Origin of the sequence: Achromobacter sp. MYb9, from assembly GCF_002975275.1 — a bacterium.
GTDB lineage: Bacteria > Pseudomonadota > Gammaproteobacteria > Burkholderiales > Burkholderiaceae_B > Achromobacter.
Map to the genome: position 1 here is coordinate 114,886 of NZ_PCOQ01000008.1, position 14,407 is coordinate 129,292.

The following is a 14,407-nucleotide window of genomic DNA, read 5'->3' on the forward strand; positions in this document are numbered from 1 at the left end:
CTCTACCCACAGACTACAAGGGGAAATCCATGGCAGAACATGCCTTGCACGCCCAACTGGCCAACACCGCGGGCGCGCCAAACAAGATGCGCCGGCTGGCCATGGCCAGTTCGGTCGGCACCACGCTGGAGTGGTACGACTTCACCATCTACAACCTGATGGCGGCGCTGGTCTTCAATTCAATCTTCTTCCCGTCGTTTGATCCGCTCACGGGCACCATCCTTGCCTTTTCCACTTACGCGGTGGGTTATGTGTCGCGGCCGTTGGGTGGCATTGTCTTCGGTCATCTGGGCGACCGCCTGGGGCGCAAGTTCGTGCTGGTGGCAACACTGGTCATCATGGGTATTTCGACCGGACTGATGGGCCTGCTGCCCACCTATGCGACATGGGGCGTCTGGGCGCCGGTGGCGCTGGTGGCCCTGCGCTTCGTGCAGGGCGTGGCGCTGGGCGGGGAATGGGCAGGGGCTGTCCTGCTGTCGATGGAACACGGCAAGCCGGACCAGCGCGGACGCAATGCGTCGTTCACGCAGGTCGGCCCGTCGTGCGGCACGCTGATCGGCACCGGCTTCATCGCCCTGGTAACGGCCTTTGTCAGCGCCGAAGACTTCCAGGCCTGGGGCTGGCGCCTTCCGTTCGTGTCCAGCGTGGCGCTGGTGATGTTCGGCCTGTGGTTGCGTCGTGGCGTGGAAGAAACGCCCGTGTTCCGCGAAATGGAAGAAAAGCGCGAGACCGCCAGCACGCCCATCAAGGAAGTGTTGGGCCAGCATTGGCGTCAACTGCTGATCGCGGGCGGGTCGCGCATCGGCTCGGACGTGTTGTACGCGCTGGTGGTCGTCTTCACGCTGACGTATGTGACGACCGTGCTGCACCTGTCGCGGCCGATGGCGCTGACCGCCACCATGCTGGGCGCGGCGCTGAATGCGATTGCCGTGCCGCTGTGCGGGGCGCTGTCCGACAAGATCGGCCGCAAACCGGTGTATCTATTGGGCGCGGTGCTGGGGATGATTTGGGCGTTTGTGTTTTTCGTGCTGATGGATACGGCGCATCCCATCGCCATCTGCGCCGCAGTCGTGGTGGGCCTGTTGATCCACGCGTTGATGTACGGCCCGCAGGCGGCCTTCATCACCGAACAGTTCCCGGGGCGCGTGCGCTACGCCGGGTCGTCCCTGGCCTACACCCTGGCCGGCATCGTGGGCGGGGGCTTCGCGCCGCTGATCATCGCCAGCCTGTACAAGTCCTGGAGTTCGACCGTGGCGGTTTCGTTGTACGTGGCGGCCGCGCTGGCCGTGACGGCAATCGCGCTGCTGGCGGCCAAGGAAACGGCCAAGGCGCCTTTGCAGCGCTAGGCGTGGCCCGGCGCCGGCCTGAATGGTTGGCTGGTACTTCGGCCCGGACTTATCGTCCGGGCTTTTTTTTCGCGCCTTGGCGCCTCAGCCCACCAGCCTGTTGGCCAAGGGCTCGGCGCTCGTCCAGCGGCGCAGGTTCTCCAGGAACAGGCTTCGCACGCGGGCTTGATTGCCATCCGAGAATCCGGCGCTGTGCGGGGTGACGATGACGTTATCCATCGCCCATAACGGAGACGCGGGCGGCAGCGGTTCCTGCTGGAACACGTCCAGGAACGCGCTGCCCAGTCGGCCCGCCGCCAGCGCCTCGATCAGGGCCACTTCATCGATGACATGGCCGCGCGCCACGTTCACGATCGACGCGTGCGCGGGCAGGGTGGCCAGCGCCTGCCGGTCAACCAGGTCGCGCGTGGCGGGCGTCAACGGGCAGGCCAGCACCAGCCAGTCGGCCCGGGGCAGTACGCCAGCCAGATCTTCGTAGCGGGCGGTATGCCGCGCCTGGGGCACGGGCGTGCCCGAATGGCGCACGACCGACAGCGTCAGGCCCAGCGCAAGCAGCAGTTCGCCGATGCGCTGGCCGATGCCTCCCCACCCGACCACGACCGCGTGCTGGCCGGCCAGGTCGCGCGGCGTGCGCGCGCCCAGCAGGGGGCGCCACGCGCGATCGCGCTGGTCCGCCGCCAGCAGCGGCAAGCGGCGCGCCAGGGCCAGCACGCCGCCAATCGCCGTTTGCGCCACCACGGCGTCGCTGGCGCCTTGCGAGGTGGTGATGGCCACGCCACGCGCATGCAGGCTCTGGTAGATCTCGCGGTCGGCGCCGGCCGAATGCACATGCACCCAGCGCAGGTCGGGCGCGTGGCGCATGGCCTCGTAATAGCGGGCGGTTTCCGGCGTGATCTGGAACTTGGTCGACGCACCCGTGATGTCGCGCGACACGAAGGCCACCTGCGCATCGCAAGGTTGGCCGTCTTCGGGGTGGCGCAGGATGAAGCGCTGACCCGAAGACGAAAGCGCCTGGGTCAGGGCGGGCGCTTCGGCGGGCGAACACAGGATGCGCAGGTCGGACATCGGGGTCATGGGCGTCAGTTGGCGCTGGGTTCGAACTTGCGCACCAGCGCTGCCCACTTGTCATGCTCCTGCCGGATGAAGGTGGCAAATTGCGCTGGCGTGCCGCCGACGGGTTCGGCCCCTTCATGAAGCATCTGCGCCTGTAGCGAGGGCAGGGCGGCATTGACTTCGCGGTTGATCGTGTTCACCACCGCCGGCGGCGTGCCCTTGGGCGCGAAGAACCCGAACCAGGAACCGGCGTCGAAGCCGGGGTAGCCCGATTCCGCGATGGTGGGCAAGTCGGGCAAGGTGGCCGAGCGCTGAAGCGTGCTGACCGCCAGCGCGCGTAGCTTGCCGGCACGGATCTGTCCGATCACCGACGGGATGGTGGCGAACATGAAATCGATGCGTCCGGCCAGCAGGTCGTTGACGGCGTCGGCGCCTTTATACGGCACGTGCGTGGCCTGCACGCCCAACTGGTCCATCAGCATATAGCTGGACAGGTGCGAAGACGTGCCCACGCCCGTCGAACTGTAATTCAGGTGGGGCGCCTTCTTGACGTATTCCAGGAAGCCCTTGATGTCTTTGGCGGGGGACGACGGGGGCACCACCAGCACATTGGGCACCGTCGCGATCTGCACCATCGGGATCAGGTCCGTCAGGGGATTGAACGGCAGCTTCGTCAGCGACGCGTTGACGGCGATGGGGCCGACGGAATTGACGATCAGGGTGTGGCCGTCCGGCGTGGCGCGAACGACGAATTCCGTGCCGATGTTGCCACCGGCCCCGGGCTTGTTTTCGACCACGAAGGGTTGCCCCAGCGTTTTGGATAACGCGTTGGACATGCTGCGCGTCAGCGTGTCGGTCGTGCCGCCGGCGGTGAACGCGACGATGACTTTGACGGGCTTGTCGGGGTAGTCCGCGGCGGCGGGCAGCGACGTACAGGCGCAGGCCGCCGCTGCGGCGGCGAGCAGGGCTCGGGCAGTGTTCATATCGTCTCCGTTCGTGGTTGTTGTCTTGGACTTCTGCGGCGCCGTGCCGCCACGTCGGCCGGCGCCATGGGAAAGCGGGATTCAGTCGCGGAAGCCCGGATCGATGCGATCCAGCTTGCGCAACAGGGCCGGCCACTCCATGACGCCATAAGGGCGCCGCGTGCCGGGCTGGTAGTTGTTCCAGGTTTCTTCCAGCACGGCCGGGCTGACGGCGCGCAGGGGCGCGCCCGTGGCCATTGCCGCCAGTTGCGCGCGGCATGCCAGTTCCAGCCGATGCATCCAGTTGAACGCTTCGCCCACTGTCCTGCCGACGGTCAGCGCTCCGTGGTTGCGCAAGATCAGCGCTTCGCCCTGGCCCAGGTCTTGCAGCAGGGACGCCTGCTCGTCCAGGTCCAGCACCACGCCCTGGTAGTCGTGGTAGCCGATCTTCAGAAAGCGCATGGCCGTCTGCGTCAGCGGCAGCAGCCCGCAGTCCAGCGAGGCGACCGCCATGGATGCCCAGCTGTGCGTGTGGATCACGCAATCCACCTCGTGACGCGCGCGATGCACGGCGCTGTGGATCACGTAGCCCGCTTTGTTGATGCCGTAACCCAGGTCGCCGAAATCGGGCTTGGCCAGGATCGTGCCGTCCAGGTCCACCTTGATCAGGCTAGAGGCGGTGATCTCTTCGTACATCATGCCGTAGGGGTTGATGAGGAAGGCGTTGTCTTCGCCCGGCACGCGTGACGAGATGTGGTTGGCCATCATGTCGGCCATGCCATAGTGTTCGACCAGCCGATAACAGGCGGCCAGGTCGACGCGGGCCTGCCATTCCTGATCGGAACAGTGCGGCCGCATGGACGGAATGGGAAGCGAGCCCGGGCGTCGGGTGTCAGTCGTCATCGGATTTCAAGAAGGTCTGCGGCCGCGACACCATGTCGCGGCGTCCACGGATGCAATTTATCCGTGCGATCTTCCCTGGCCTAGCCATGCAGCCGGCATGGGCCCATCACGAATCGAGAAGGGTCGCGCCCGGCCAGGCGCCATGGCGCACCTGCGCCCGCATCACGTCCACCAGCACCACGCGCGCCGCCAGCGCGGCCGGCGACAGTTCTTCTTCATTGATGCAGTGCACCGCGTTGCGGCGAAACAGGAAGGGATCGTCGATGGGGTGCATGTTCAGCAGCCCGGCCTCGGCCCGCGCCACCGCCGCGCCGGGTTGAATCGTTGCGATCGCGTTGGCTTGCACCAAGTCCATCAGCGTGGTCAGGCCGTCGACTTCCACTTCCACCCACGGTTCGATTCCGGCGCGTTCGAACGCCGCCTCGACCCAGGCGCGCAGGCCGTGCGCCTTGCTGGTGACCGCCAGCGGCAAGGCCGCCAGTTGGGCGATGGTGACGGGTTCGCCATCGGGTTGATCGAACATGCCGCGCCGCGCCAGCAGGAACAGCCGTTCGTCCAGCACGGGGATCGTGCTGCGGGCCTGGCCGCTGTCGTTCTGGAACAGCACCGCCAGGTCCAGGCGGCGGTTGTTGAGCTGTTCGCCCAGGTTGCCCGACAAGCCTTCCACCAGGTGCAGACGCACATTGGGGTAGCGCTGGGCCATTGCCGCGTAGAACGGCTTGGCCAGCAAGGAGGCGGTGGTGGGCGCGAACCCCACGCTGACCATGCCCGACAACCGGGCCTCGCGGGCGGCGGCCACGGCGTTCTCTGCGTGGCGCAGCGTCAGGCGGGCCTGGCGCAGGAACGCCGTGCCGGCGTCGGTGGGGACGACGCCGGTGTGCGTGCGCATCAGCAGCCGCGTCGCCAATTCGCTTTCCAGGCGGCTGATCTGCTGGCTCAGCGCCGAGGCGACCACCCCCAGATCGCGCGCGGCGCGGCCGATGCTGCCCAATTCGGCCACGCGGACGAAGTAGCGGAGTTGGCGGAGTTCCATGGCGTCGAAATAAGGGTCGGCAAAGCCGGATAGTAGCGGTCGAACGCCCATTTCAGCGTGGATTCCTGCGGATCCGGCATTCAAAAAAACGTCAGCTATCTGACTTTGCGCTGAATATCAAACGAAAATTGTTTACACTCGCATCCACAAAATTGAAGTCGGAACGGCCCGCCGCGGGGGCGGACACCGTTCGAGTTACGGGAGAAAGTCGATGCGCAAGTTGCTTTTGGGTGCGGTACTGGCCGCCGCGGTATTCGGGGGCACGGCCCACGCCGCGGTAGAGCCCAAGGCCGTGGTCGCCACCTATTCGGATCTGGCGCTGGCGGGTTATGAAGATTCGCTCACCGCCGCCAAGACGCTGCGCACCGCCATTAACGCCCTGGTCGCCAAGCCCAGCCCCGAAACGCTGAAGGCCGCGCGCGAAGCGTGGCTGGCTGCCCGCGTGCCGTACCAGCAGACCGAGGCCTACCGCTTCGGCAATCCCATCGTCGACGATTGGGAAGGCCGCGTGAACGCCTGGCCGCTGGATGAAGGGCTGATCGACTACGTGGACGCGTCCTACGGCACCGAAAACGACGAAAACGCGTATTACGCCGTCAACGTCATCGCCAATTCCAAGATCTCGGTGGGTGGCAAGACCGTCGATGTCAGCAAGATCACGCCGAAGCTGCTGTCCGAAGTGCTGCACGAGGCCGACGGCAACGAGTCCAACGTGGCCACCGGCTACCACGCCATCGAATTCCTGCTGTGGGGCCAGGACCTGAACGGCACCGGCCCCGCGCCGGGCGACCGCAAGGGCACGCCGCAGGAACGCCATTCGGGCAACCGTCCACACACGGACTTCGATACCAAGCAATGCACCGGCGGCCACTGCGAACGCCGCATCGAATTCCTGAAGGCCGTGACCGATCTGCTGGTGACGGACCTGGAAGAAATGGTGGGTAACTGGAAGCGGGACGGCGCGGCGCGCAAGGCCGTGGAAGAAGATCCCAAGGCTGGCCTGATCGCCATGCTGACCGGTCTGGGCAGCCTGTCGTATGGTGAACTGGCCGGCGAACGCATGAAGCTCGGCCTGATGTTGCATGATCCGGAAGAAGAGCACGATTGCTTCTCGGACAACACCCACAACGCGCACTACTACGACCAATTGGGCATCCGCAACGTCTATTTGGGCGCCTATACCCGCATCGACGGCAAGCAGGTCAAGGGCGCCAGCCTGTCGGAACTGGTCAAGGTCAAGGATCCGAAGCTGGATGCCGAAGTGCGCGCCAAGCTGGACGCCACCGTGGCCGCCATGCAGGCGATGAAGACGCGCGCCGAAACGGTCGAAACCTACGACCAGATGATTGCCGACGGCAATAAGGAAGGCAACGCGATGGTGCAGGCCGCCATCGACCGCCTGGTCGATCAGACCCGCAGCCTGGAACGCGTGATCACGTTGCTGGAACTGGGCAAGGTCGCCATTGAAGGTTCCGACAGCCTTGATAAACCCGACGCCGTATTCAAGTGAAACTCGTATTAGCCGCCGTACTGGCGGCGTCGGCCCATGCCGGCGCCGCCGCCGCACCTGAAGTACCCGCCGGGCGTGACGACCTTACGCCCGAAGATCAGAAACGTGTCACCGCCATTACCGCGCCCACGCGTGATTTCTCGAAGGTGGAAACCTTCGAGATCATGCAGGCCGGGGCGGCCACCACCAACAAGCTCATCAACGCCGACATCTTTTCGCAACCGTCGGCCAACATGAGCTTCGAACGTCGACAGGAATTCCAGGTCGGCAACGGCTTGTTCCGCAAGGACTGGGTGTCGGCGCCTGCCTCCACGCAGGCGTCCGATGGTCTGGGACCGCTATTCAACGCGCGCTCGTGCCAGGCCTGTCACACCAAGGACGGACGCGGCACCGTGCCGGGTTTCGATCCTTTGGAACGCACGGACGCGGTGGCGCTGTTGCTGCGGCTTGCCGTGCCGAACGGCCCCGACCGCGGTCACCCCAAACTTGCCGCGGGCGAGCTCGCCACCTTGCCCGAGCCCGTCTACGGCGTGCAGCTGCAGAACTTCGCGGTGGCGGGCCTGCCTGCCGAAGGCCGCATGGAGATCGAGTACGAACCCGTCACCGTTGCGCTCAACGGCGGCGAAACCGCTACGTTGATGAAGCCCACGTACCGCATCGACAACCTGGGCTATGGCCCGATGCGCGCCGACACGCAGATTTCGCCGCGCCTGGCGCCGCCGATGATCGGGCTGGGCCTGCTGGAGTCCGTCCACGAGGCCGACATCCTGGCCAACGTGGGGGCCGACAAACGAGATGGCATCGTCGGCAAGCCCAACTGGGTCACCGATGCGCGCACCGGCGCGCGCGTGCTGGGCCGCTTCAACCTGAAGGCCGGGCAGCCAACGGTCGAACAGCAAAGCGCCGCGGCGTTCTCGAACGACATGGGTTTGTCCACGCCGATGTTCCCCAAGCACTCGGGCGACTGCACGCCCGCGCAGAAGCAGTGCCTGGACATGCCGCATGGCGCGCAGCCGCGCTTCGGGCCCGAGGAAGTCCCGGCCAAGCTGATGGATTTCGTCACGACCTACTCGACCAATCTGGCCGTGCCGCAGCGTCGCGATGCGGAAGACGCGCGCGTGCTGGCGGGCAAGAAGCTGTTCTACGAAGCGAACTGCGTGGCCTGCCACGTACCCAAGTACGTGACCAGCCGCAATGCCAAGCAGGCCGAACACCGCTTCCAGCTGATCTGGCCTTACACCGACATGCTGGTGCACGACATGGGCGACGACCTGGCGGACGGCGTGCCCGACGGCCAAGCCAATGGCCGTGAATGGCGCACGCCGCCGCTGTGGGGCATTGGCCTGACGAAGACCGTGAACCCCAGCGCCACCTGGCTGCATGACGGGCGTGCCCGCACGCTGCTGGAAGCCGTGCTGTGGCATGGCGGCGCGGGCAAACCCGCGCGCGACCGCGTGGTGGCGATGACGCCCGACGAACGCGCCGACCTGATCCGTTTCCTGGAGTCGCTGTGATGGCCCGATCCTTCTCGCCCTTGTTCAAGCATGCCGTGACGGCCCTGGTGCTGGCGGCCGTGCCGCTGGCCGCCCAGGCCGAATTGCCCGCCGACCTGGGCGAACGTCTGGCGCGCGATTACGCCCGCCCGGCCGTGGGCAAGATGGCGGATGCCGCGGGCGCGATGGATCGCGAGCTGGGCGGCTGGTGCGCCAAGCCGGACGCGGCTGGCGCGGCGCGCGTCGGCGACGCCTTCGCGAAGCTGGCCCTGGCGTGGTCCGGGGTGGAAATCCTGCGCTTCGGCCCGCTGGTGCAGGCCAACCGTTTCGAACGCCTGGCGTTCTGGCCGGACACGCGCGGCGTGATGCCCAGGCAGGTGCAGCAGTTGATCGCCGCAGGCGACCCGGCATTGCTGGCGCCGGGCGCGCTGGCCGGCCGCAGCGTGGCGGTGCAGGGGCTGCCTGCCCTGGAATACGTGCTGTACGGCGAACCCGCGCTGCTCAAGCAGACAAGCGCGCCGACGTTCGGCTACGCGTGCGGCTATGCGCGCGCCGTGGCCGCCAACGTCGCGACGATTTCCGGCGACGTCGCGCAGGCCTGGGGCGCGCAGGGCGAATTCGGCCGCCAATTCGCCAAGCCGCAAGCCAGCAACGATCTGTACCGCGATCCGCAGGAAGTCGCGGCCGAGGCCATGAAGGCGTTGTCCACCGGCCTGCAGTTTGCGCGCGACGTGAAGATCCTGCCCGTGCTGGGCGATTCGGCCGAGGCGGCCCGTCCCAAGCGCGCCGCCTTCTGGCGCAGCGAGCTTTCCATGCGCTTGCTGGCGGCCAACCTGGACGGCCTGAAGGCGTTCTATCAGGCCGGCGGCTATCCGCTGCCCAAGGGCGGCGATTGGATGGATGTGTCGGTGCGCAGCGAATTGCAGAATGCGGCGCAAGGCTTGCAGGCCGTGCCGGCGCCGCTGGAAGCCGCGCTGAAACAGGAAGACGGCCGTCGCCAGTTGCTGCTGGCGGCACTGACGATCCAGAACGCCAAGGCCATCGTCGACCAGGACCTGGCGCCCGCGCTGGGCGTTACGATCGGGTTCAATGCGCTCGATGGTGATTGATCGCCGCCGCTTTCTGTCGCTGGCTGCGGCGTTGGGTTTGTCTTCAGGCGCGGCGCGGGCGGTACTGCCAGCCAACGGTGGGCCGCTATACCTGAGCGCGCGCAAGCGCGGCGGGCGTGACGAAGCAGTGTTGCTGGACGAGACCGGCGGCGACCGGCTGGTGGTGCCCATGCCCGCGCGCGGGCACAGCTTCGCCATCGACCCCGCCCATCAGCGCGCGGTCGTGTTCGGCCGCCAGCCCGGGTTCTTCGCCGTGGCGTTTTCGCTGCGCGGGGGCGAGCCGCAAGCACTGCCCACGCCCGACGAACGTCATTTCTTCGGCCATGGCGCATTCGTGGATGGCGGACGGCTGCTTGCCGCCACCGAGAACGATTTCGAAGGTGGCCGGGGCGTGCTGGGCATCTACGATGCCTCGCCCGGAGGCGGCTGGCGGCGTGTCGGCGAATTCGATTCCGGCGGCATCGGTCCGCACGAAGTCGTGCTGATGCCCGACGGCAAAACCCTGTGCGTGGCCAACGGCGGCATCCTCACGCACCCCGACTACGGCAAGCTGGAACTGAACCTGGATACGATGCGGCCGTCGCTGGCCTACATCGATGCGGCCAACGGCCAACTACTCGAAAAAGTGGAACTGGCGCCCGAGCTGCACCGCTTGTCGATCCGGCATCTGGCGCTTGCGGCCGACGGTTGCGTGTGGTTTGGCTGCCAGTACATGGGCCCGGCGGCAGACCGCCCGGCGCTGGTGGGACGGCATCGCCGCGGCGCGGCGCTTGAGCTTTTCGAAGGGCCGGCCGAGACCTTGCGCAACATGCGCAACTACGTGGGTTCGGTGACCGTGGATGCCGCAGGCGGCATCGTCGCCACCTCCAGCCCCGTGGGCGGCCAGGTGATTTATTGGGACACCACGAACGGCCATTGCCTGGGAACGACGCGGTTGGCCGACGGCTGCGGCGTGGCGCCCGCCGCCCAGGCCGGCTTCCTGGTCAGCAGCGGTTTGGGCGCGATGCTGCGCACCGATGCCGCGGGCGGGGAATCACCCGTGCTGCCTCCCTCGCGCGAGGTGTCCTGGGACAACCATTTCCGCGTGGTGCCGGCCTGAACGTTGTCGCGCGCCGGGCAGGCGTATCCTTACAAAGCTTGACATCATGGGGCCGCATCGCGGCCCTTCGCTTAACGATCCTCTGATACAGTTTTCGGTTGTCAATTTTGCGGGAGATTCCATGGAAGACGCGTTGAAGGAATTTAGCGCCTGGGCCCCCAGGCTGATGGATATGGGCATCAATCTGCTTGTTGCCTTGCTTATCCTGATCGTCGGCTGGTGGGTATCGTCGTTGTTGGGCGGATGGGTCCGCCGCGCCGCCTCGCGGTCCACCAAGATCGATCCCACCATCGTGCCGATGTTCTACAGCACGGTCGTGTGGACGGTACGCATCTTCACGGTCATCGCCGTGCTGGCGCGGTTTGGCGTGCAGACGGCCAGCCTGATCGCCGTGCTGGGCGCCGCCGGCCTGGCTGTGGGCCTGGCGTTGCAAGGCACGCTGCAGAATATCGCCGCGGGCATCATGCTGTTGATCCTTCGCCCCATTCGCGCGGGCGAGTACATCGCGCTGAGTTCCGGCGCCGACGGCACGGTGGAAGAGGTCGGTTTGTTCCTGACGCGCTTGGTGCAGGTCGACGGCATTCATCTGACGTTGCCCAACAGCACCGTATGGAACGCCACCATCACCAACTACAGCCGCAACAAGACGCGCCGCCTGGATATCCCGGTGCCGGTTCGCTACGGCGACGATCTGGAAGTGGTGTTGGCCAAGCTGAAGGAAATCGTCGATGCGCGCCCGGATGCGCTGAAAGATCCCGAACCGCTGGTCAAGGTGTTCGAATACAAGGAAAACGGCGTCATCGTGAACGTGCGCGTTTGGGCCTTGGCCGACAACTATTGGGACCTGCGCTGGGGCCTGTACCAGCAGATCCGGTCGGCGTTGGAAGCGGCCGGTTTCCAGCCGCCGATCCCGCTGCGTGAAATCCAGAACGCCAAAAGCGTCGGCAAGGCCGAGGCCGCTCCTGGCAGCGCCGCGACCTGATTCCCAAGTCTGGCCTGAAGACGGCCGCCCGATAAAAAACCCCGAAAGTTGGACAGGGATCCAGCTCTCGGGGTTTTTTTATTCGGGCGCTTTCTTTTGGCGTTGCCGTGCCGTTCAGGCCTGCAAGGCCAGCCGCGCCAGTTCCGCTTTGATCCACCCGGCGATTTCGCGTTGGCGCTGGGCCGGCATGCGGTCGATGATGGCCGTGACGCTCACGGCCAGCAGCGGCGCGCCTTGGGAATCCAGCAATGCGCACCCGACGCCCAGCGCGCCGCGCACCGCGTGGTTGCCCACCACCGAATAGCCGCGCGCCCGCGTGTTTTCGATCAGGCGGTACATTTCCTGCGGCGTCATGCCGCCGTACTCGTCCAGCCGTCCGGAGTTGCGCTCGACGATGCCACGCGCGATGTCGTCGGGCAGCGCGGCCAGCAGCGCCATGCCGCCCGAGCCCACGCCCAGCGGTTGGCGTTTACCGGCGTAGGTCGCCAGGATCTGCACGGGGTAGCTGCCGATCTCGCGATGCAGGCTGATGGAATCGTCGTCGTCGCGCACCACCAGGAAGACGGCGTCGCCCGTGCGGTCGGCCAGGCGGCGCAGCACGGGCAGCAACTGGCGCACCCGCGGATCGCGCGAGCGCGTGTCCGGGTCCACCGCCAACTGGGCGCGGTATTTCTTGGTGCCCGTCACCGGCAGCACCAGGCCAGCGTCCAGCAGGGCGGCCAGCAGGCGGTAAATGGTGGGGCGTTGAATGCCCGTCAGGCGGGCGATATCTGTCACGCTGAGGCCGTCGGGCCCTTGGTCGCGTAACGCGGCCAGAACGGCTAAACCGCGCCGCAACGTGCGTGGGCCTGCGGCCGCGGCATCACTGTCTTGCATGCAAATCTCTGAGATCTTTAGGTAAGTGCGGAACGGCCAAGGGAAAACCATTGTCCGTAGCGTGGACTCTACCTTGATGCACTCGCCGTGTATAGCTCAGAATGCAGCATCTAATAATTCGAATCGTCCATCTAATGGACAGTACCTGCACGGAGACATTATGACTACAGGTCAAAAGCCTGGCCTGCGGCGTCTGGCCGCCACCCTTCTGGCCACCGCCGCAAGCGTATTCACCATGGGCGCCGCCCATGCCGCCTACCCCGACAAGCCTGTCCGTATCGTGGTCGGTTTTTCCGCCGGCGGCACAACGGACGTGATCGCCCGCATCATGGCCAAGGAACTCACCGAGAGCCTGGGCCAATCGTTCGTGGTCGAGAACAAGCCGGGCGCCGGCAGCAACATCGCCACCGACCAGGTCCAGCGCGCCGCCCCTGACGGCTACACGCTGCTGTTCGTGGCCGTCACCAGCGCCATCAACCAGACGCTGTACAAGAACGTCACGTTCGATCTGCGCAAGGACTTCGCGCCGGTGGCGTTGGGCGCCAAGGTGCCGAACATCCTGGTCGTGAACCCGCAAGTGCCGGTGAAGTCGGTGCAAGAGCTGATCGACTACGCCAAGAAGAATCCGGGCAAGCTGGCGTTCGCCTCCTCGGGCAGCGGCACCTCCATCCACATGGCAGGTGAACTGTTCAAGATGAAGGCGGGCATTGACGTGTTGCACGTGCCCTACAAGGGCAGCGCGCCGGCGGTTACCGACCTGATCGGCGGCCAGGTGCAGTTCATGTTCGACAACATGCCCTCGGCGTGGCCGCATGCCCAATCGGGCAAGTTGCGCGCTCTGGCCGTGACCACCAGCGACCGTTCGAAGAGCGCGCCGGACCTGCCCACGATGAAGGAATCGGGCTTTACCGATTTCGACGTGTCGTCGTGGTTTGGTCTGCTGGCGCCTGCCGGCACGCCGCCGGAAGTGATCAATAAGCTGAACGCCGCGATGCAGCAAGCCCTGGACAAAGCGTCCGTGCAGACCAGCTTCGAGAAGCTGGGCGCCGTGGGCGTGAAGACCACGCCGGCCGAATTCGGCCAGTTCATCAAGTCGGAAGTGGAAGGCTGGGCCCCGGTGGTCAAGGCCTCGGGCGCCACGGTGGACTGATCGTCGTATTCCCCGGGTGGCTTGCCGCCGGGGACGTACCACAGGGACAGGCAAACGCCTGTCCCTATTTTTTTGCGCCGCCGTTGCGCCTGGCGGTCGCCAGCATCGCCGTGCACACGCCGCGCATCATGTCCACTTCATCGCGGGTCAGGGCAGGGCGCGAAAACAGGTGGCGCATGCGCGGCATCAGCTTCTTGGGGTGCGCCGGGTCCAGGAACTGGATGCCGATCAGCGCTTCTTCCCAGTGCGCCAGGAAAGCCTGCACGGCCTCGCTGGAGGCGGGTTCCGCACCCCGGGAGGGTTCCTGGGCGGTGGAGGCAGGCAGCAGCGCCGCGCCCTGGTCCACCAGCAACGCGTAACGCAGTTCCCAGGCCGCCAGTTGCAGGGCCTGGGCGACGTTCAGCGAGCTGTACTCGGGATTGGCGGGAATATGGCAGATGCGGTGGCATAGCGCGATCTGGGCGTTGGTCAGCCCGGCGCGCTCGGTGCCCAGCACGATCGCGGCGACGCCTTCGGCTGTCTCGGCCAGATGGGCGCAGGCCAAGTCGGCCGCCTGGCGGATATCGCACGGCGGAGGGCCAAGGTCGCGCACGCGGGCCGTCAGGGCGAAAGCCAGGGTGACCGGCGCCAGCGCGGCCTCCAGTGACGGATAGATGCGTGCGTTTTCCAGGACATCCAGCGCGCCGCTGGCGAGCGCCACGGCCTCAGGCTGGCTTGTTACATCTGGAAATTTAGGCTCGACCAGCACCAGTTCCGAGAAGCCCATTGTCTTGATTGCACGGGCCGCCGAACCGACGTTTCCGGGGTGGCTGGGGTTCACCATAACGAAGCGAACACGTGAAAATGCTTGAGTCATTTAAAATGGCACGTTTGGCTGAGTGCCTTCCTGGT

The 14,407-nt window shown here is 66.1% G+C and carries 13 protein-coding genes; 7 read left to right on the forward strand and 6 right to left on the reverse strand.

The genetic code is table 11. The annotated features are described in order from the left end of the window. Positions 1 to 29: 29 nt before the first annotated feature. Positions 30 to 1,346, forward strand: coding sequence for an MFS transporter (locus CQ050_RS14185; RefSeq protein ID WP_105557473.1), 1,317 nt, complete (start codon positions 30 to 32; stop codon positions 1,344 to 1,346). Positions 1,347 to 1,430: 84 nt separating this feature from the next. Here CQ050_RS14185 and CQ050_RS14190 read toward each other — a convergent pair whose 3' ends face one another. The 4 genes from CQ050_RS14190 to CQ050_RS14205 form a co-directional block, all read right to left on the reverse strand. Next, entirely contained in the window at positions 1,431 to 2,420 is a 990-nt protein-coding gene (locus tag CQ050_RS14190) for an NAD(P)-dependent oxidoreductase (RefSeq protein WP_105557474.1), read from the reverse strand. Between the two features lie 5 nt (positions 2,421 to 2,425). Continuing rightward, entirely contained in the window at positions 2,426 to 3,382 is a 957-nt protein-coding gene (locus CQ050_RS14195) for a tripartite tricarboxylate transporter substrate binding protein (protein ID WP_105557475.1), read from the reverse strand. An 81-nt stretch (positions 3,383 to 3,463) separates the two neighbouring features. Further along, complete coding sequence (locus tag CQ050_RS14200; protein WP_105557476.1) at positions 3,464 to 4,264, reverse strand: class II aldolase/adducin family protein; 801 nt, start codon at positions 4,262 to 4,264, stop codon at positions 3,464 to 3,466. A 106-nt stretch (positions 4,265 to 4,370) separates the two neighbouring features. Continuing rightward, complete coding sequence (locus CQ050_RS14205) at positions 4,371 to 5,297, reverse strand: LysR family transcriptional regulator (RefSeq protein WP_105557596.1); 927 nt, start codon at positions 5,295 to 5,297, stop codon at positions 4,371 to 4,373. Positions 5,298 to 5,508: 211 nt separating this feature from the next. Between CQ050_RS14205 and CQ050_RS14210 the strand changes: the two genes are divergently transcribed. The 5 genes from CQ050_RS14210 (at position 5,509) to CQ050_RS14230 (ending at position 11,490) form a co-directional block, all read left to right on the forward strand. Continuing rightward, positions 5,509 to 6,807: an imelysin family protein gene (locus tag CQ050_RS14210; RefSeq protein WP_105557477.1), complete on the forward strand. Its 1,299-nt coding sequence runs from the start codon at positions 5,509 to 5,511 to the stop codon at positions 6,805 to 6,807. Then, positions 6,804 to 8,321: a di-heme oxidoredictase family protein gene (locus CQ050_RS14215; protein WP_105557478.1), complete on the forward strand. Its 1,518-nt coding sequence runs from the start codon at positions 6,804 to 6,806 to the stop codon at positions 8,319 to 8,321. The genes CQ050_RS14210 and CQ050_RS14215 overlap by 4 nt, the downstream gene beginning before the upstream one ends. Then, positions 8,321 to 9,409 (forward strand): imelysin family protein, encoded by a 1,089-nt coding sequence (locus tag CQ050_RS14220; RefSeq protein ID WP_105557479.1) that lies wholly within the window; start codon positions 8,321 to 8,323, stop codon positions 9,407 to 9,409. The genes CQ050_RS14215 and CQ050_RS14220 overlap by 1 nt, the downstream gene beginning before the upstream one ends. Further along, positions 9,399 to 10,508: a DUF1513 domain-containing protein gene (locus tag CQ050_RS14225; RefSeq protein ID WP_105557597.1), complete on the forward strand. Its 1,110-nt coding sequence runs from the start codon at positions 9,399 to 9,401 to the stop codon at positions 10,506 to 10,508. Before CQ050_RS14220 ends, CQ050_RS14225 begins: the two co-directional genes overlap by 11 nt. Positions 10,509 to 10,629: 121 nt before the next feature. After that, entirely contained in the window at positions 10,630 to 11,490 is an 861-nt protein-coding gene (locus tag CQ050_RS14230) for a mechanosensitive ion channel family protein (protein WP_105557480.1), read from the forward strand. Between the two features lie 114 nt (positions 11,491 to 11,604). On the opposite strand, the gene CQ050_RS14235 is transcribed toward CQ050_RS14230, so the two are convergent. Next, positions 11,605 to 12,366 (reverse strand): IclR family transcriptional regulator, encoded by a 762-nt coding sequence (locus CQ050_RS14235; protein ID WP_105557481.1) that lies wholly within the window; start codon positions 12,364 to 12,366, stop codon positions 11,605 to 11,607. A 160-nt stretch (positions 12,367 to 12,526) separates the two neighbouring features. On the opposite strand from CQ050_RS14235, the gene CQ050_RS14240 reads away from it, so the two are divergent. Beyond that, complete coding sequence (locus CQ050_RS14240; RefSeq protein ID WP_105557482.1) at positions 12,527 to 13,516, forward strand: tripartite tricarboxylate transporter substrate binding protein; 990 nt, start codon at positions 12,527 to 12,529, stop codon at positions 13,514 to 13,516. Positions 13,517 to 13,580: 64 nt separating this feature from the next. On the opposite strand, the gene CQ050_RS14245 is transcribed toward CQ050_RS14240, so the two are convergent. Continuing rightward, the gene (locus tag CQ050_RS14245; protein WP_105557483.1) at positions 13,581 to 14,372 is read right to left on the reverse strand and encodes an RNA methyltransferase; all 792 of its coding nucleotides are present in this window, start codon (positions 14,370 to 14,372) and stop codon (positions 13,581 to 13,583) included. Positions 14,373 to 14,407 lie beyond the last annotated feature (35 nt).

Bases quoted from the DNA above. Each gene is read 5' to 3' on its own strand.
- CQ050_RS14185 (WP_105557473.1), top strand. From the start codon at position 30: ATGGCAGAACATGCCTTGCACGCCCAACTGGCCAACACCGCGGGCGCG.
- CQ050_RS14220 (WP_105557479.1), top strand. From the start codon at position 8,321: ATGGCCCGATCCTTCTCGCCCTTGTTCAAGCATGCCGTGACGGCCCTG.
- CQ050_RS14210 (WP_105557477.1), top strand. From the start codon at position 5,509: ATGCGCAAGTTGCTTTTGGGTGCGGTACTGGCCGCCGCGGTATTCGGG.
- CQ050_RS14225 (WP_105557597.1), top strand. From the start codon at position 9,399: ATGGTGATTGATCGCCGCCGCTTTCTGTCGCTGGCTGCGGCGTTGGGT.
- CQ050_RS14205 (WP_105557596.1), bottom strand. From the start codon at position 5,297: ATGGAACTCCGCCAACTCCGCTACTTCGTCCGCGTGGCCGAATTGGGC.
- CQ050_RS14240 (WP_105557482.1), top strand. From the start codon at position 12,527: ATGACTACAGGTCAAAAGCCTGGCCTGCGGCGTCTGGCCGCCACCCTT.
- CQ050_RS14200 (WP_105557476.1), bottom strand. From the start codon at position 4,264: ATGACGACTGACACCCGACGCCCGGGCTCGCTTCCCATTCCGTCCATG.
- CQ050_RS14195 (WP_105557475.1), bottom strand. From the start codon at position 3,382: ATGAACACTGCCCGAGCCCTGCTCGCCGCCGCAGCGGCGGCCTGCGCC.
- CQ050_RS14230 (WP_105557480.1), top strand. From the start codon at position 10,630: ATGGAAGACGCGTTGAAGGAATTTAGCGCCTGGGCCCCCAGGCTGATG.
- CQ050_RS14245 (WP_105557483.1), bottom strand. From the start codon at position 14,372: ATGACTCAAGCATTTTCACGTGTTCGCTTCGTTATGGTGAACCCCAGC.
- CQ050_RS14235 (WP_105557481.1), bottom strand. From the start codon at position 12,366: ATGCAAGACAGTGATGCCGCGGCCGCAGGCCCACGCACGTTGCGGCGC.
- CQ050_RS14190 (WP_105557474.1), bottom strand. From the start codon at position 2,420: ATGACCCCGATGTCCGACCTGCGCATCCTGTGTTCGCCCGCCGAAGCG.